Source organism: Eubacteriaceae bacterium Marseille-Q4139, assembly GCA_018223415.1.
Classification (GTDB): Bacteria; Bacillota; Clostridia; order Lachnospirales; family Lachnospiraceae; genus CABSIM01.
In genome coordinates, this window is record JAGTTQ010000001.1 from 3,277,804 (window position 1) to 3,295,438 (window position 17,635).

General features: G+C 54.2%; 18 protein-coding genes. 15 read left to right on the forward strand and 3 right to left on the reverse strand.

Features of this window, described 5'->3' with window-relative positions:
• Window positions 1–17: 17 nt before the first annotated feature.
• From leuC to KE531_15750, 11 genes are all read left to right on the forward strand, one after another.
• Window positions 18–1,283 carry a 3-isopropylmalate dehydratase large subunit gene (gene leuC, locus KE531_15700; protein ID MBR9955036.1) on the forward strand — a complete coding sequence of 422 codons (1,266 nt, stop codon included), beginning with the start codon at window positions 18–20 and terminating at the stop codon, window positions 1,281–1,283.
• A 14-nt stretch (window positions 1,284–1,297) separates the two neighbouring features.
• The gene (leuD, locus tag KE531_15705; protein ID MBR9955037.1) at window positions 1,298–1,789 is read left to right on the forward strand and encodes a 3-isopropylmalate dehydratase small subunit; all 492 of its coding nucleotides are present in this window, start codon (window positions 1,298–1,300) and stop codon (window positions 1,787–1,789) included.
• A 282-nt stretch (window positions 1,790–2,071) separates the two neighbouring features.
• Window positions 2,072–3,130 (forward strand): ABC transporter substrate-binding protein, encoded by a 1,059-nt coding sequence (locus KE531_15710; protein MBR9955038.1) that lies wholly within the window; start codon window positions 2,072–2,074, stop codon window positions 3,128–3,130.
• A gap of 33 nt (window positions 3,131–3,163) precedes the next feature.
• Window positions 3,164–4,084 carry an ABC transporter permease gene (locus KE531_15715; GenBank protein ID MBR9955039.1) on the forward strand — a complete coding sequence of 307 codons (921 nt, stop codon included), beginning with the start codon at window positions 3,164–3,166 and terminating at the stop codon, window positions 4,082–4,084.
• Entirely contained in the window at window positions 4,077–4,871 is a 795-nt protein-coding gene (locus tag KE531_15720; GenBank protein ID MBR9955040.1) for an ABC transporter ATP-binding protein, read from the forward strand. Before KE531_15715 ends, KE531_15720 begins: the two co-directional genes overlap by 8 nt.
• A 221-nt stretch (window positions 4,872–5,092) precedes the next feature.
• Entirely contained in the window at window positions 5,093–6,943 is a 1,851-nt protein-coding gene (recQ, locus tag KE531_15725) for a DNA helicase RecQ (GenBank protein MBR9955041.1), read from the forward strand.
• A 40-nt stretch (window positions 6,944–6,983) separates the two neighbouring features.
• Entirely contained in the window at window positions 6,984–7,457 is a 474-nt protein-coding gene (gene ybaK, locus KE531_15730) for a Cys-tRNA(Pro) deacylase (protein MBR9955042.1), read from the forward strand.
• Window positions 7,458–7,841: 384 nt separating this feature from the next.
• A complete protein-coding gene (locus KE531_15735) occupies window positions 7,842–8,849 on the forward strand; it encodes a cell wall hydrolase (GenBank protein ID MBR9955043.1) in 1,008 nt (335 codons plus the stop codon).
• 198 nt (window positions 8,850–9,047) lie between these two features.
• The gene (locus KE531_15740; GenBank protein MBR9955044.1) at window positions 9,048–10,745 is read left to right on the forward strand and encodes a phosphoenolpyruvate carboxykinase (ATP); all 1,698 of its coding nucleotides are present in this window, start codon (window positions 9,048–9,050) and stop codon (window positions 10,743–10,745) included.
• Window positions 10,746–10,816: 71 nt separating this feature from the next.
• Window positions 10,817–11,470, forward strand: coding sequence for an HAD family hydrolase (locus tag KE531_15745; protein MBR9955045.1), 654 nt, complete (start codon window positions 10,817–10,819; stop codon window positions 11,468–11,470).
• An 89-nt stretch (window positions 11,471–11,559) separates the two neighbouring features.
• On the forward strand, window positions 11,560–12,186 hold the full coding sequence (locus KE531_15750; protein ID MBR9955046.1) for a helix-turn-helix transcriptional regulator: 627 nt from the start codon (window positions 11,560–11,562) through the stop codon (window positions 12,184–12,186).
• Here the strand turns inward: KE531_15750 and KE531_15755 are convergent.
• Genes KE531_15755 through KE531_15765 form a run of 3 tightly spaced genes read right to left on the reverse strand, consistent with a single transcriptional unit; the run spans window position 12,183 to window position 13,660 of the window.
• Window positions 12,183–12,719 carry a hypothetical protein gene (locus tag KE531_15755; protein MBR9955047.1) on the reverse strand — a complete coding sequence of 179 codons (537 nt, stop codon included), beginning with the start codon at window positions 12,717–12,719 and terminating at the stop codon, window positions 12,183–12,185. The two genes, KE531_15750 and KE531_15755, sit on opposite strands and share 4 nt — an antisense overlap.
• 6 nt (window positions 12,720–12,725) lie before the next feature.
• Window positions 12,726–13,154, reverse strand: a complete 429-nt coding sequence (locus KE531_15760; GenBank protein MBR9955048.1) for a hypothetical protein — start codon at window positions 13,152–13,154, stop codon at window positions 12,726–12,728.
• Window positions 13,151–13,660: an RNA polymerase sigma factor gene (locus KE531_15765; protein MBR9955049.1), complete on the reverse strand. Its 510-nt coding sequence runs from the start codon at window positions 13,658–13,660 to the stop codon at window positions 13,151–13,153. Before KE531_15765 ends, KE531_15760 begins: the two co-directional genes overlap by 4 nt.
• A gap of 251 nt (window positions 13,661–13,911) precedes the next feature.
• Here KE531_15765 and KE531_15770 point away from each other — a divergent pair, with 251 nt between their 5' ends.
• The 4 genes from KE531_15770 to KE531_15785 all read left to right on the forward strand — a co-directional run bounded on the left by KE531_15770 (window position 13,912) and on the right by KE531_15785 (window position 17,596).
• Complete coding sequence (locus tag KE531_15770; protein ID MBR9955050.1) at window positions 13,912–15,075, forward strand: phosphopentomutase; 1,164 nt, start codon at window positions 13,912–13,914, stop codon at window positions 15,073–15,075.
• Window positions 15,076–15,148: 73 nt separating this feature from the next.
• Window positions 15,149–15,817, forward strand: coding sequence for a deoxyribose-phosphate aldolase (gene deoC, locus KE531_15775; GenBank protein MBR9955051.1), 669 nt, complete (start codon window positions 15,149–15,151; stop codon window positions 15,815–15,817).
• Window positions 15,814–16,257 carry a cytidine deaminase gene (locus KE531_15780; GenBank protein MBR9955052.1) on the forward strand — a complete coding sequence of 148 codons (444 nt, stop codon included), beginning with the start codon at window positions 15,814–15,816 and terminating at the stop codon, window positions 16,255–16,257. The genes deoC and KE531_15780 overlap by 4 nt, the downstream gene beginning before the upstream one ends.
• Complete coding sequence (locus KE531_15785) at window positions 16,244–17,596, forward strand: pyrimidine-nucleoside phosphorylase (GenBank protein ID MBR9955053.1); 1,353 nt, start codon at window positions 16,244–16,246, stop codon at window positions 17,594–17,596. Before KE531_15780 ends, KE531_15785 begins: the two co-directional genes overlap by 14 nt.
• Window positions 17,597–17,635 lie beyond the last annotated feature (39 nt).

Consider the following 17,635-nt stretch of genomic DNA (forward strand, 5'->3'; position numbering starts at 1 on the left):
GAAAGGAGAAATTCCATATGGGAATGACGATGACACAGAAAATCCTGGCAGCCCATGCAGGGCTTGAGACGGTGGAAGCCGGCCAGTTAATCGAAGCAAATCTCGACATGGTTCTGGGAAACGACATCACGTCCCCGGTCGCCATCAACGAGATGAAGAAAATGAAAAACCAGACCGTGTTCGACAAGGAGAAAATCGCCCTTGTCATGGATCACTTTATCCCGAACAAGGACATCAAATCGGCGGAAAACTGCAAATGCTGCCGTGATTTTGCGAGAGAAAACGAGATTGTAAACTATTTTGACGTGGGTGCCATGGGCATCGAGCATGCGCTTCTGCCGGAAAAAGGCCTTGTGACGGCCGGAGACGCCGTCATTGGCGCAGACTCCCATACGTGTACCTACGGGGCACTGGGCGCCTTCTCCACCGGCGTCGGAAGCACCGACATGGCAGCGGCCATGGTGACGGGCAAAGCCTGGTTCAAGGTGCCGTCCGCCATCAAATTTGAGTTAGTCGGAAAGCCGGCAAAATGGGTCAGCGGAAAAGACGTGATCCTTCACATCATCGGCATGATCGGCGTGGACGGGGCTCTCTATAAATCCATGGAATTCACCGGCGAGGGCGTGAAAAACCTCACCATGGACGACCGCTTTACGATCTGCAACATGGCCATCGAGGCCGGCGGGAAGAACGGAATCTTCCCGGTAGACGAAAAGGCCGTAGAGTACATAAAAGAGCACGGAAATAAGCCGTACACCGTCTATGAGGCAGACGAAGACGCCGAGTATGACGCCGTCTACACCATTGACCTTTCGGCCTTAAAGCCGACGGTGGCTTTCCCGCACCTGCCGGAAAACACGAAGGAAATCGGAACCTTTGGCGACGTTGCCATCGACCAGGCCGTCATCGGCTCCTGCACCAACGGAAGAATTCAGGACATCCGTCAGGCTGCCGAGATCATGAAGGGCAGAAAAGTGGCGAAAAACGTTCGCTGCATCGTAATCCCGGCGACCCAGGAAATCTATCTCCAGGCCATGAAGGAAGGGCTTTTAGAGATCTTCATCGAAGCCGGCGCCGTGGTTTCCACGCCTACCTGCGGGCCGTGTCTCGGCGGCTATATGGGCATCCTGGCGGCAGGGGAGCGGTGCATCTCCACCACCAACCGCAACTTTGTGGGCCGCATGGGCCATGTGGATTCTGAGGTTTATCTGGCGAGCCCGGCCGTGGCGGCAGCCAGCGCAGTGACAGGGAAGATTTCATGCCCCTGTGAGCTTGGGTTATAGGAGGAGGAATCGATATGCAGGTAAACGGAAGAGTATTCAAATACGGAGACAATGTGGACACGGATGTCATCATCCCGGCCCGCTATTTAAACGCGACCCAGGGCGAAGAGCTGGCAAAGCACTGTATGGAGGACATCGACAAGGAATTCATCCATAAGGTAAAGCAGGGCGACATCATCGTCGGCCAGAAAAACTTCGGCTGCGGTTCTTCGAGAGAGCATGCGCCTCTCGCCATCAAATGCGCCGGCGTAAGCTGTGTGATCGCGGAGACCTTCGCCCGCATCTTTTACCGGAACGCCATCAACATCGGCCTTCCGATCATCGAATGCCCCGAGGCCTCCAAAGCCATCCAGAACGGCGACGAGGTGGAGATCGACTTCGACAGCGGCATGATCCATAATAAGACGAGAAACGAGTCCTACAAAGGGCAGGCATTCCCGCCGTTCATGCAGAAAATCATCGCAGCAGGCGGGCTTGTGAACTACATCAACGAAGGAAACGCATAAAAAACAGGGGCCGTCCGGGAAAAGCCGGGCGGCCATTTTTTACAGTCTATGTCTTGCAGAACGCGGCTCTGTCCGGAGATTTGGCCGGATTCTGCATGGCGCGGCGCCCTTTGTGGGACACTATCCGTAAAACCACGGCAGACGGCCGGATTTTCCCTTATTTTTCCAGCAAAACCACTTGACGAAATCCCGTTCCGGCAGTATAGTTTTAATAGTTTACGCTTATATGCGTTAAAGCGCAACACTGCAATGCAAAAAAGAAGAAGTGAGAGGAGAACGATTATGAGAAAATTGGCATTCTTTGCAGCAGCAGCCCTTCTGGCAGCATCCCTGGCAGGCTGCAGCTCCGGAAATACCCAGGAGACAACGGCGGCCGCCACGACGGCCAGTACGACGGCGGCGGAGGCATCTTCCGAAGAAGAGACAGCCGCAGAAGAGACGGAAGCGGCATCAGCCGGTGACACCGTATATCAGATTGGTATCTGCCAGCTTGTCCAGCATCCGGCTCTTGACGCAGCAACGGAGGGCTTCCAGGCGGCGTTAAAAGAAAAGCTCGGCGATAACGTGGAGTTTGATCTCCAGAATGCGGCCGGTGACTCCGCCACCTGCGCGTCCATCATCAACCAGTTTGTATCTTCCAACGACAGCCTGATCCTGGCAAACGGAACGGCGGCTCTCCAGGCGGCAGCAGCCGGAACCAACGAAATCCCGATTCTCGGAACGTCTATCACGGACTATGCGACGGCCCTTGATATCAGCGACTGGAGCGGTTCCACAGGAACCAACATTTCCGGAACGTCTGACCTGGCGCCCCTTGACAAGCAGGCCGAGATCTTGAACGAGCTGTTCCCGGAGGCCAAGAACGTGGGACTTCTCTACTGTTCCGCAGAAGCCAACTCCGCTTACCAGGTCAACACGATCCGCGGCTATCTGGAAGAGATGGGCTACACCTGCACCGACTATACCTTCGCAGACTCCAACGACCTGGCTTCTGTTGTCACAAACGCCGCGTCTGCCTGTGACGTGATTTACATCCCCACGGACAACGCGGCGGCCTCCAGCACCGGCATCATCAACAACATCTGCATTCCGGCCGGCATCCCGGTGATCGCAGGCGAAGAGGGAATCTGCAGCGGCTGCGGCGTTGCCACCCTGTCCATCGACTACTATGACATCGGCTACAAGGCCGGCGAGATGGCTTACGAGATCCTGGCAGAGGGCGCAGATGTGGCTTCCATGCCGATTGAGTATGCCCCGGCCGTGACAAAGAAATACAATGCAGCCAACTGTGAGGCCCTTGGAATCCAGGTTCCCGAGGACTACGTGGCGATTGAGGAATAAGACAGAGGAGGAAGTGCCTTGAACCTCAGCGTAATGAATCTGTTCAACGCGATGCCGGGAGCCTGCGCCCAGGGACTGATCTGGGGCATCATGGCCATCGGCGTCTATATCACATATAAGATCCTGGATCTGGCAGATCTGACCGTGGACGGCACCATGTGTACCGGCGGCGCAGTCTGCGTCGTCATGATCTTAAACGGCCAGCCGGTGTGGCTGGCGCTGCTTGCGGCCTTTTTTGCCGGTGTCCTTGCAGGGCTCGTGACAGGGCTTCTGCACACGGCCATGGGGATTCCGGCCATCCTGGCAGGAATTCTGACACAGCTCGGCCTCTACTCCGTGAACCTGCGGATCATGGGAGGAAAGGCGAATCAGGCATTAAACGTGGACAAGTATGACCTTCTTGTCTCCCTGCGCTACATTAAGGGCGTCCCGATCCAGAAAAACACGATCCTTGTGGCGGCTGTGCTCGTCCTTGTGCTGATTGCCGTCCTCTACTGGTTTTTCGGAACGGAGCTTGGCTGTGCCATCCGTGCCACCGGCTCCAACCAGAACATGTCCAGGGCCCAGGGAATCAACACGGATAGGATGAAAATCCTCGGCCTGATGCTTTCCAACGGCATCGTGGCTTTTGCCAGCGCTCTTTATGCCCAGTACCAGGGCTTTTCGGAGATCAACGCAGGCCGCGGCGCCATCGTCATCGGCCTTGCCGCCGTCATCATCGGCGAGGTGATTTTCGGGAAAATCAGCGTGAACTTTGCATTTAAGCTGCTTTCCGTGGCCCTCGGCGCCATCATTTATTATCTGGTGCTCCAGGTGGTATTGTGGCTCGGCTTAAATTCCAACGATTTAAAGCTTTTATCGGCCATCGTCGTCGCCGTTTTCCTGGCGGTGCCGTATATGCGGGAGCGGTATTTCCCGAAGCCGGTAAAGAAAGGAGGCGCCCCCCGTGCTTGATATCCATGAAATCAGCAAGACCTTCAATGCAGGCACCGTCAATGAAAAGACGGCGCTGGACGGGCTTTCCCTCCACTTAAACGAAGGCGACTTCGTGACGGTCATCGGCGGGAACGGCGCCGGGAAATCTACGATGTTAAACGCCGTAGCAGGCGTCTGGGCCGTGGATTCCGGAACCATCAAAATCGACAGTGTCGATGTGACGAAGTTTCCGGAGTACAAACGGGCTGACTTTTTAGGCCGGGTTTTCCAGGATCCCATGACCGGGACGGCCGCCACCATGCAGATCGAGGAAAACATGGCTCTCGCCGCAAGGCGCGGAAAATTCCGCTCCTTAAGGAAAGGAATCACGGCAAAGGAGCGGGACGGCTATCGGGAACAGCTTGAGATTTTAGGCCTTGGCCTGGAAAACCGTCTGACCTCCAAGGTGGGGCTGTTATCCGGCGGCCAGAGACAGGCGTTAACGCTTCTCATGGCGACGCTTAAGCGCCCGAGGCTTCTGCTTCTCGATGAGCACACGGCAGCCCTCGACCCCAAGACGGCCGCCAAGGTGTTGGAAATCACGGATAAGATTGTGGAACGCGACCGATTAACGACCTTGATGATTACCCACAACATGAAAGACGCCATCGCCCACGGAAACCGCCTCATTATGATGAACGCGGGAAAGGTGATTTTCGACGTGGCCGGTGAAGAAAAGAAAAAGCTCACCGTAAAGGACCTGCTCTTAAAATTCGAGGAGGCAAACGGAGAGGAGCTTGCAAACGACAGGATGATCCTGGCATAGAAAGCGCGAAAAGCCGGCGTGGGAGCCGGCTTTTCGCTTCCTCTTATCCCACTAAAACACTTGCATTTCCGTTTCGGAACCTTTATAATAACACCATCATCATAAGCACATCCGCCGCCTTTCCGGCAGTTTTTCCAGAAACAGTACCATACCGCAGACGCCTTTTTGAGCCGTCTTTGAAAGCGATTTCCTGCCGGAGCGGAGGAAAATGGAGGTTATGTTTGGAGACAGAAAAATTACATATCCTGAAACAGTATTTTGGCTACGACAGCTTCCGGGAGGGACAGGAGCTTTTGATCGACGGCCTTCTTTCCGGCCGCGACGTTCTGGGGATCATGCCCACGGGTGCGGGAAAATCCCTCTGCTACCAGATCCCGGCGCTTCTATTTTCCGGCATTACGCTGGTGGTTTCGCCGCTCATTTCCCTGATGAAGGATCAGGTGGCCGCCCTAAATCAGGCCGGTATCCATGCCGCCTATTTAAACAGCTCCTTAACGCCCGGCCAGTACCATAAAGCGTTAGATTATGCCAGGGCAGGCCGCTATCCGATCATCTATGTGGCGCCGGAGCGGCTTTTGACTCCGGAATTCCTGGACTTTGCGGCAGGCGCAGAGATTTCCATGGTGGCCGTGGATGAGGCCCACTGCGTATCCCAGTGGGGCCAGGACTTCCGGCCGAGCTATTTAAAGATTCCCGAATTTATCGGGCGTTTGAAAAAGCGGCCGGTCATCGGCGCCTTTACGGCCACTGCGACGCGGGAGGTGCGCGACGATATCCTGGATCTTTTAATGCTCAGGGATCCTGTTTTAACTTCCACCGGGTTCAACCGCCCGAACCTGTATTTCGGCGTCGAGACGCCGAGGGACAAGTACGAAGCCCTGAAAAACTTCATCGAGTGCCGGCCGGGGCAGTGCGGCATCGTCTACTGCCTGACGAGGAAGCTGGTGGAGGAAGTCTGCGAAAGACTCATGAAGGACGGGTTTTCCGTCACCAGGTACCATGCCGGACTGAGCGATGAGGAACGGCGGAAAAATCAGGACGATTTCATCTATGACCGGGCTCAGATCATGGTGGCGACCAACGCCTTCGGCATGGGAATCGACAAATCCAACGTCCGCTGGGTGGTGCATTACAACATGCCGAAAAACATGGAAAGCTATTATCAGGAGGCCGGCCGCGCCGGGAGAGACGGGGAACCGGCCGAGTGCATTCTCCTTTACGGCGGTCAGGATGTGGTGACGAATCAGCTTTTTATCGAAAACAGCCAGGAAAATCTGGAGCTGGACCCCGTATCCCGCGCCCTGACGGCAGAGCGGGACAGAGAGCGGTTAAAGCGGATGACGTATTACTGCTTTACAAGCGGCTGCCTGCGGGATTATATCCTGCGGTATTTCGGTGAGTACGGCCCCAACTACTGCGGGAACTGCAAAAACTGCCTGAGCCATTTTGAAACGGTTGATATGACGGAGGCGGCAAAAGCCATCATCGGCTGCGTGAAGGAGTGCCGGGAGCGGTATGGGAGCACGGTGCTTTTGGACACGCTCCGCGGCGCTTCCACGGCCAAAATCCGACAGTACCGCCTGGAGGAAGCTTCCTGTTACGGCTGTTTAAAGGAGATGCCGCTTCCAAAGCTCAGGCAGGTGTTTAACGAGCTTCTTTTAAAGAATTTCCTCGCCACCACCAACGACGGGTACATGATTGTAAAGCTGACGGAACAGTCCGAAGAGCTTCTTAAGGACGGCGCGAAGTTTGAGATGAAGATGGCAAAGGAGATGGAGAGGGAAAAGAAGCCGAAAAAGACTGCTGCCAGAAAGGCTGGACGGAAAGACGGCGGCGCCGGTCTTGGGGAAAAGGAAGAAACCCTGTTTGAGACGCTCAGGGCTCTCCGGGCAGAAATTGCTAAAGAGGAGAAGGTACCGCCATATATTGTCTTTTCCGACAGGACGCTTGTCCATATGTGCCTTGTGAAGCCGAAAAACCGGGAGGAGATGCTGTCGGTTTCCGGCGTCGGGGAATACAAATACGGGAAATATGGGGAACGGTTTTTGACCTGCCTTCAAAACGTCTTATAAATAATATAGAAGAAACACAAACAGAAATGAGGACTGGATCATGACAAAGACAAATGTGATGCGCCTTCTGGACGCGGCAAAAATCCCTTATGAGGCGAAGGAGTACCAGGTGGACGAAAACGATCTCTCCGGCAGCCATGCGGCTGATCTGATGGGCGCCGACCACGGCAGCATGTTCAAAACCCTGGTGTTAAAGGGGGAGAAGACGGGGTATCTTGTCTGCTGCATCCCGGTGGACGGCGAGGTGAATTTAAAGAAGGCGGCCAAGGCGGCAGGCGATAAGAAGGTGGAGATGCTGCACATGAAGGATTTGCTCTCCGTGACCGGCTACGTCCGGGGCGGATGCTCGCCCATCGGCATGAAAAAGCGGTTCCCGACTTACATCGACGAATCGGCCCTTGCCTATGAAAAAATTGCCGTAAGCGCAGGAATGAGAGGGCAACAGGTTGTCGTTTCCCCCAGAGATTTGGCAGCCTATGTGGGGGCAAAGTTCACAGATTTGCAGGAAAAATAGTTTACATAACATAAAAACCGTGGAAAAGTGGTGACTGAGTGGGAAATAAAAATTAACAAATTTGTAATATGTTTAGAAAAGCCTTATTCGCAATCTGAATAAAAATCCAGCAATAATGCGGAAAAATCTATTGCAGAATGTTTAAAAGTATTAATAAAGTTTGAAATTTCGATTGAAAAATGCAACAAAAATGAAAAACGCTTATTGACATTTTTGCATCCCGTCTCCTATAATCACAGACACCAGCCGGATGTGCTGGATGGAAACCTTGCGGGCAGACGTTTTCCTGTCCGCGAAAAACAGAGTCCGGGGCGGCAAACGTTCGGGAAACCGAAGCCGCAGTTCTGACCGGACGGAAAGAATGCGAAGAAAAGAGGGCTTTTTATGGAGGCATGGAACTCATTTCTTCAGACAGTCTTCCAATTCGTGAAATCACTGTTTGCGAATGTATCGAAAAAGATGCACCGGAACGCAGCCGTCCTGACGACGGGCGTGGCGGTCGTGACTGTGATTGCATTTACGGCAGGCGATTTCCATGGAGGCGGAAGGAATGCCCTTGTGGCATTTGCCGAGACGCCGGGAGCATCGTCTCCCGCGGAGGCTGAACTGGAGGAGACGCAGGCTGCCGCAGAGCCGGATATGGACGAACTTCCTGTTCAGACAGACGTACAGGAAGCGGCAGAACATGAGTCAGAGACAACCGAAGCTGAAAATGAAGATGAAACCATAGCAGACGGGGAGACAGCTCCCGAGGAAGCAAAGGAAGCCGAGAGCCAGGAGACGGAAGAAGGAACCGAAAGCAGTCAGGAATCGGACGGCGCTTCTAAGGATGAAATAAAAGCGGCCGGGCTTTCCGGTGAGAGAAAGATGACTGACGGAATCCGTTCCGCTAAAGGGACGAGGGCACCCGGTGATGCGGGAGACCAGGACGGCGGCGATGAGGCAGGAGAAGCTTCAAACGGTACGGGCCTTGAACAGATTGAGGACGACGGAAGCGAAGCTTCTGTTCAGGTGACGGCCTGCTCGGCAGACGACTACGAGGTGCTTCTCCGGATCGTTCAGGCTGAGGCCGGAGGCTGTGATTTAAAGGGACGGATCCTGGTGGCAAACGTGATTTTGAACCGGGTAAAGAGCGACGAATTCCCGGACACGATCCGCGGCGTCGTCTACGAGAAATCCCAGTTTTCCCCGGTGAGCAACGGCTCCATCAATACCTGTAAGGTATCGGAGAAGACCGTTGAGGCGGTGGACCGGGCGTTAGCCGGCGAGGATTATTCCCAGGGCGCGCTCTATTTCATGAACCGCAGGGCATCTTCCGGAAAGAATGTCCGCTGGTTTGACAGCCATCTGGACTACCTGTTCCAGCACGGGAACCATGAATTTTTTAAATAGACAAAGGATTTTTGGAAAGAATCGGGGCGGAAAAAATCGTTCCGGTTCTTTTTTTATCGTTTTTGCTAAAAAAATTAAGAAAAATTTCGCTGAGATTTAGAAAAAACTTATAAAATAAAGCTGGAAATTGATTGACATTGCCGCGGCGGAATGGGATAATAGCAGTATGATTGACTCATATAAGGAGGAGGAGTTCCAATGGCAACAAAAGCGTATTATCCGATTTCTGAAATTGGAAAGGGCAAGGTTGGCTTTTCCAAAACACGTTCCATCATCGAGGGGGCTTTCTACGGGAACAACGTCGTAAAGGTGAACACCCTGAGAGAGGCTTATGAGCTGGCTAAAAATTCCCCGGGCACCATCGTGACCGACATGCCGGTTTACCGCGGCGAGGAATTCGGCCTTGATAAGGACGCGAAGGTTCTTCTGTTCAACGACGGTGCAATCACAGGCCGTTACGCAACTGCACGCCGGATTGCAGGTGAGCCCGGCGTAAACTGCGAGGAACTTGACAAGGTCGTCATGGACGCCGTTTACGAGGCAAGATGGAAGACCCTGTACCACGCAGAGGTCTATGTAGGACTTGATCCGGAGTTCATGGTGAAGGCCCACCTTCTGATCCCGGAGGGCGAGGAGAACATCATGTACAACTGGATGTTAAACTTCCAGTACATGTCTACGGAGTATGTGAAGATGTACAAGAATTCCAAACCGGTCGGAGACGGAAAAGAGCCGGATATCTACATCTTCTCGGATCCCCAGTGGACAGGCTCCGACAGGCCGAGCGTATCCTTAGACTGCCTGTCTGACCCGCAGAAGAAGACGCTCTGCTACTTCAACACCGATACCAACTGCGCCTGCATCCTGGGCATGAGATATTTCGGCGAGCACAAGAAGGGCACCCTGACGATGGCATGGGCCATCGCAAACCGCAACGGCTACGCTTCCTGCCACGGCGGCCAGAAGGAGTACACGCTGGCTGACGGCAGCAAATATGTGGCTTCCGTATATGGCCTTTCCGGCTCCGGAAAATCCACGCTGACCCACGCAAAGCACGGCGGAAAGTATGAGATCAAGGTTCTTCACGATGACGCCTTCATCATCAACACCGATACGTGTGCGTCCATCGCCCTTGAGCCCACCTACTTTGATAAGACGGCCGATTATCCGACCGGCTGCGACGACAACAAGTACCTTCTGACGGTTCAGAACTGCTCCGCTACTCTTGATGAGGACGGAAAGGTTCAGATTGTGACAGAGGATATCAGAAACGGCAACGGCCGCGCCATCAAGTCCAAGCTCTGGTCTCCGAACCGTGTGGACAGAATTGACGCTCCGGTCAATGCGATCTTCTGGATCATGAAGGATCCGACGATCCCGCCGGTTGTAAAATTAAAAGGTGCTTCCCTGGCATCCGTTATGGGCGCTACCCTGGCTACCAAGCGTTCCTCCGCAGAGCGTCTTGCTCCCGGCGTAGATCCCAACAAGCTGGTGGTTGTTCCCTATGCAAACCCGTTCCGTACTTACCCGCTTGCCAACGACTATGAGAAGTTCAAAAAGCTGGTAGAGGAGAAGAACGTAGACTGCTACATCGTCAATACCGGTGATTTCATGGGCAAGAAGGTAAAACCTGCCGATACCCTTGGAATCCTGGAGGCCATCGTAGAGGGCAAGGCTGACTTCCATAAGTGGGGCCCGTTCTCCGATATCGAGATCATGGATTGGGAGGGCTTCGTGCCGGATATGAACGATCCGGAGTATGTAAGCCAGTTAAAGGCCCGCATGAACGACCGTGTCAACGAGATCAAAGAGTTCGCAGAGGCCAAGGAAGGCTATGACAAGCTTCCGGACGATGCGCTTGCAGCACTTGAGAAGGTTGTTGCTGAATTAAATTAAGAGTATGACAGGGGAAGGGACGCGGCTTTCATGGCTGCGTCCCTTGATTTCTCTAAGGAAAGAGGGCGTATATGGAGAAGACGAACATTTTTTTTGATCTGGACGGCACGCTGACGGATTCCATGCCGGGGATTACGCGGGCCGTGCAGTATGCGCTGAAGCGGTACGGGATCGTCGAGGACGACTTGGAAAAGCTGCGCCCGTTTGTGGGGCCGCCGCTTCCTGAAAGCTTTAAAGCTTACTACCAGTTTTCCCAAGAGGACGCTGATGCGGCCGTCTATGTGTTCCGGGAGTATTATAACGAAATAGGATGGGCGCAGAACTCGGTTTATGATGGAGTGGAAGATATGCTTTCCGGGCTTAAGGCAGCGGGAAAGAAGCTCTATGTGGCGACGTCGAAGCCGGAAGATATGGCAAAGCGCGTCTTGGGGCATTTCGGCCTTACGGAATATTTTACCTTCATCGGCGGCGCCAATGACGACAGCAGCCGCGTGGAAAAGGACGACGTGATCCGGTACGTGATGGAAAACTGCGGGCTTTCTGACCGGGATTCGATCATCATGGTTGGCGACCGGCGCCATGACATCGCAGGCGCCCACAAGGCGGGGCTTGCGGCTGTCGGTGTCCTTTACGGCTACGGAAGCGAAAAAGAGCTTTCCGACGCCGGGGCGGAGTGGATTGTCGGGACGGCCGCGGAGCTTCTTTCACTTTTAAAGGGGCTTTAAGGGAAAAAATCCTGTGGCAACCGATAGTTGCCGGATAGTTGGTGGAAAAATCCGCGGATTCTGTTACGATAGAACCAGGAGGTGAGAGAATGACTCTTGGCGAAAAGCTTAAAATGTACAGAAAACAGAAAGGCGTATCCCAGGAAAAAATTGCGGAGCTTGTCGGCGTGAGCCGGCAGGCCGTGACGAAATGGGAAAGCGGCCAGACGGCGCCGAGCACGGAAAACCTGATGGCGCTGGCTTCCATTTACGGGATTTCCCTGGATGAGCTGGCGGCAGACAAAAAAGCCGGTGGTGCCGATGACAGGAAGATTCTGCATACGAACCTGACATTGATTGCCATTATCCTTCAGGCTTCCTTTTTAAACGCGGCCATACAGCCGTCTCAGGTTCGTGAGACGGATCCGCCGTTCATGAAGACCGTGGAGCTTGCCATAAAGTTTGTCCCGCTTTTTGCGGCTTCCGTCTGGATGGCCGGAAATCTCCGGTATGAAAAGGATGCCGCCCAGTATAAGAAAAACGCCAGGATTGAGCTTTTGTACTGTCTGATCCAGCTTGCGGCGGCGTTTTTCGGCTATTACAGCCGGCTGTATTTCGTCGGGACAGTGCTTTTGATTATCAATGTCCTGGTTTATATTTTTGTCATCAATCCCCGGTACATGAAAAGGCGGCTGACAAGAGAATGGAAAAAGAAGAGAGATCCCCTGGGCCGTTAGTCGGAGCCCAGGGAATCTCTTTTATTTTTTATCATATGGATGCCAAGGAAGATGATGGCGACGGCGATGACCGATTCCGGAAGGCCGGACGTCACGTAATAGAGAAGATCGAGAACGGACTCCGGCAGGTGAAGAACGCGGTAGGACACAAAATGGATCAGGTCGCTGAAGCTGTTCCAGAGCATCGAACCGCCGAAGCAGATGAGCAGGACGGCGATGAACCTGGAGTGGCGCTTTAAAAGGGCGCCATTGTTGCGGAACAGGTAATTGATATGGAGAAAATAATCGTCGTCGATGGTGTAAAAGTCCTCGTCCGGCAGGGAGTTTAAGTTGTTGGAATGGAAAAAGCTGTAAAACCAGATAACCGGAACCAGGAAAATCAGCTGCGGCAGGGTCAGGTTGCCGATGGCAAACACGACGGCACAGACGGTCATGATGCTGAGTCCCTGGCGGAAAAAGCCAAGGTACATTTCTCCTGCGCCCGGAATCAGGGATGCCAGGAATAAAAGGAATGGGTTTCGTTTTTTAATCATGGTTTCTTACCTCCACTGTGGAATGATATCGTCGGAGAACTGCCGGATATAGCCGGACAGCCGGTCATTTGCTCTTTTAAGCTTCCAGGATGAGTCCCTGGGCATGGCCTCCTGGCTGAAGACAGAAGGCGGGACCTCATGGGAGAAATCCGGGGCTATGGAAAGAAGGAACAGGGCGCCGGCGACGGCCGTCCCCACCTTCAGGGAGTAGAGAAGGAGCTGTGCCTTCCGGGAAAGCTCTCTCGTTTTCTTTTCGATCTGTACCTCCGGGCGGAGAGCCGCCTTCATGACGGATTCCTTGAAATCCCTTGGAGCGGGAACCATGAAATCAGCCTCGATCCGGTCGGCGAAAAGTTCCAGCTTAAAATCGCTGTCGGTGATGGACTGGAGTTCTTTTATGGACTGGTTTTCTTCGGTAATGCGATTTTCTGTCATGTTCCCCCCTCCTTTCGATAGAGATTTTTTAACATGCCTTTGGCCCGGTAGATCTGGGTCTGTACGGTTTTTAAGTTCTTCCCGCTTTTGGCTGCGATTTCTCCGGCTTCCATCTCGTAATAGAAGTAGGCCAGGGCCACTTCGCGGTACGGGGTTTTTAAGGAACAGCAGCGGTCGTAGAGCTGTTTTTTTACGGCCTCTTCCAGGGCCAGCTCCTCCGGGGAAGAGCGGGAATCGGTCAGGGAGGAAAAGAATTCGTCGTCGGTGGGGACCGAGCGGCGGCCGGCACGCTTTAAATAGTCGATGCACTTGTTGGTGGCAATGCGGCAGAGCCATGCGCGCTCGTTGGCCCCGTCGAAATTCGCCAGGTTCTTATAGGCCGACAGGAAGGTGTCCTGGGCTAAGTCCTCCGCCTCAAAATAGTCTCCTGTCAGGCGGAGGCAGATGGAAAATATAAGATTTTGATACTGGCCGATCAGGCGCTCCAACTGCTGTCCGCTGTTCATGGAATCTTTCCTCCTCTGTTTCCATCTATTATAACGACATGCAGGGGCATTTGTCTTCAATTTTTTCCGAATCTCGATTGAAATGGATTTTTTCGGGGAGATATGGTAAAATGTTCACAGCGTGAGCATTTTACCTGCGCATCCTGATTTCTGCGTGCACCGCAGAAACTCAGGCGCTAAAATCCGCCGGAGGCTCCATGGCCGCGGAGCGGACATGGTAAGATAGAGGAACAGAAAGGAAGACAGCATTTATGAAAAGAGTTTTTTTGATTGTACTGGACAGCGTGGGGATCGGCGAGATGCCGGATGCGGCGGATTACGGGGATGCCGGAAGCGATACCTTAAAGGCAGCTTCCAAAAGCCCGTATTTTTCCATGCCGAACATGAAAAAGCTTGGACTTTTTAATATTGACGGAGTGACCTGCGGCGAAAGGGAGAGTGCGCCTTCTGGGGCGGTGGCCCGCCTTACGGAGAAGTCAAAGGGAAAGGATACGACAACGGGGCACTGGGAGATTGCAGGCCTGGTGTCCTCGGAGCCGATGCCGGTGTTCCCGGACGGCTTTCCGGAGGAGCTTTTAAAGGAGTTAGAGGCGGCTACCGGGAGGAAAATCCTCTGCAACAAGCCGTATTCCGGCACCGAGGTCATCAAGGATTACGGAAGGGAGCATCTGGAGACCGGGGCGCTCATCGTCTACACCTCCGCGGACAGCGTGCTTCAGATTGCCGCCCATGAGGAGAAGGTGCCGGTTTCTGAGCTTTACCGGTACTGTGAGGCGGCGCGGAAAATCTGTTCCGGGAAATGGGGTGTCGGCCGCGTGATCGCAAGGCCGTTTACAGGCGAATATCCCTTTGAGCGCACGGTGAGGCGCCACGATTATTCCCTTGAGCCGCCGAAAAAGACGATGCTCAATTATTTAAAGGATGCCGGAAAGGATGTGCTGGCAGTCGGAAAGATCAACGATATCTTTGCCGGCAGCGGTGTCACGGACATGGTGCGTACCGAGGGGAATGCGGACGGCATCGAGAAGACGCTTTTATGGGAAAAGCGGGATTTTAACGGCCTCTGCTTTACAAACCTGGTGGATTACGACATGCTTTACGGCCACAGGAACGATGTGGACGGCTACGCAAAGGCGCTGACGTATTTTGATGAGCGGCTGCCGGAGCTTCTTTCCGGCCTTGGGGAAGAAGATATTTTCATGATTACGGCCGACCACGGCTGCGACCCGTCGACGCCGTCCACGGATCACTCCAGGGAGTATGTGCCCCTTGTGATGGCAGGAAAGCCCATAAAAGCCGGCGCGAACCTGGGTACGAGAGCATGCTTTGGCGACATTGCCGCCACAATTCTTGAATATCTTGGCGTAAGCGGCGATGTGGCGGGCGAAAGCTTTTTAAAGGAAATCTTAAAATAAATAGGAAACAGGATTTTTGCCGGCCGGTCTTTTGGAGCCGGCCGGCGCTTTTTCCGGAAGGGAGAAAGGTGAGATGGAGAGAGAAAAAATTCTGGCCTGCGTGGATCACACACTTTTAAAGCAGGACGCTGTCTGGGAGGACATGAAAGGAATCTGCGACGATGCCGTTAAGTACCGCACGGCTTCCGTCTGTATCCCGCCGTCTTTTGTGAAGGCAGCCAGGAAATATTTTGACAGCCTGGGGGAGTCCATGGCTGTCTGCACGGTCATCGGCTTTCCAAACGGCTACTGCACGGCAGGGACGAAGGCCTTTGAGACGAGAGAAGCTCTGGAAAACGGGGCCGACGAGATCGACATGGTGATCAACATCGGCGATCTGAAGGCGAAGCAGTATGAGAAAATCGAGGAGGAGATCCGCATGTTAAAGGAAATCTGCGGATCGAAAATTTTAAAGGTGATTATTGAAACCTGCCTTCTCACGGAGGAAGAAAAAATCGCCATGTGCCGGATCGTTACAAAGGCCGGAGCCGACTATATCAAGACTTCCACAGGCTTCTCGACAGGCGGGGCCACGTTCGAGGATGTGGCTTTGTTTGCAGCCCATGTGGGGCCGGGCGTAAAGATCAAGGCGGCCGGCGGGATTTCTTCCATGGAAGACGCGGAGCGGTTCCTCTCCCTCGGTGCTTCCCGCCTTGGAACGAGCCGGATTGTGAAGCTTGTAAAAGAGGAGGAAGGCCGATGAAAAAGGAAGAGCTGATCCGTGCGGCCATGGCTGCGCTCCCCAATGCCTATGCGCCGTATTCCGGCTTTTTTGTGGCGGCAGCCCTGCTTTCAGAGAGCGGCCGGATCTATACAGGCGTCAACGTGGAGAACGCCTCTTATCCGGCAGGCTGCTGCGCCGAGCGGACGGCGGCTTTTTCTGCGGCGGCGGCCGGGGAACGGAGGTTTTTGGCCATTGCCATCGCAGGCGGCCGCGGCGGAGCTGTCACGGATTTCTGCCCGCCCTGCGGCATCTGCCGGCAGGTTCTCCGGGAATTTTCGGATCCGGAGGAGTTTCTTGTGATTCTTGCGAAGTCGGAGACGGAATATAAGGAATACCGGCTTTCGGAGCTTTTGCCGGAGAGCTTTGGGCCGGAGTATGTGACGGGGACGAAAGGAGAACACCTTCATGAGAATGTATGACCTGATTGAGAAAAAGAAGAGAGGCGGCGCCCTGACGCGGGAGGAGATTGCCTGGATGGTAAAGGGCTTTACGGCCGGGGAAATCCCCGATTACCAGATGTCGGCCATGCTGATGGCGATCTGGTTTCAGGGCATGGACAGCCGTGAGACGACGGAGCTGACTCTTGAAATGGAGCATTCCGGAGAGACTGTGGATCTTTCGGCCATCGAGGGCGTGAAGGCCGACAAACACTCCACCGGCGGCGTCGGCGACAAGACGACGCTAATCGTAGGGCCCATCGCTGCGGCCTGCGGCGTAAAGGTTGCCAAGATGTCGGGCCGCGGCCTGGGGCACACGGGCGGCACCATCGACAAGCTGGAGGCCATTCCCGGCTTTCAGACGACCATTTCCAGGGAGCGGTTTTTTGATCTGGTGAACCAGGTGGGCATCGCCGTCATCGGCCAGTCCGGGAACCTGGTGCCGGCCGATAAAAAGATTTACGGCCTGCGGGACGTGACGGCCACGGTGGACAGCATCCCGCTTATCGCGTCGTCCATCATGAGCAAGAAGCTGGCGGCCGGAAGCGACGGGATTGTCCTGGACGTGAAGACGGGAAGCGGCGCCTTTATGAAAACCTTTGAGGATTCGGTGGCCCTTGCAGAGACCATGGTTTCCATCGGAAACGGCGCAGGGAAGAACTGCTCGGCCGTCATCACGGATATGGATGTGCCCCTTGGCGAGGCAGTGGGGAATACCCTGGAGGTGCTGGAGGCACTCGATACCTTAAAGGGCGGCGGCCCGGAGGATCTTAAGATCGTCTGCGTGCACCTGGCGGCTCACATGTTAGCGGCGGCAGGAAAGGGCACGCTTCCCGAGTGCATGGCGATGGCGGAAGAAGCCTTGAAGGACGGGAGTGCCTACGAGACGTTCCTTAAAATGGCAGAGGGCCAGGGCGGAGATATTTCCTACCTGAAGGATCCGGCGAAATTTAAGAAGGCGGCGTTTTCCTTTGAGGTGCGTTCAGAAGAGGACGGCTTCGTCTCCGGCATGGATGCCGAGGGCTGCGGCACGGCTTCGATGCTTCTTGGCGCAGGACGTGCCGCAAAGGACGATGTCATTGATTTTTCTGCCGGCATCCTGTTAAAGAAAAAATACGGCGACCCTGTGAAGAAGGGAGACGTGCTGGCCGTGCTTTATGCGGACAAAGAGGAACTGTTTCCGGAAGCCGCCGAAAAGCTTCTTTCTTCCTATGAGTTCAGCAGCGAAAAACCGGAGGAAAAGAAGCTGGTTTACGGCTTCGTGGGGCCGGACGGAAAATTTGTGGAAGAGATTTCCATGAGACCAGGAATTGGAACTTGAAAAATTAAAACATCTGCGCTATAATAGACACGTAACAAA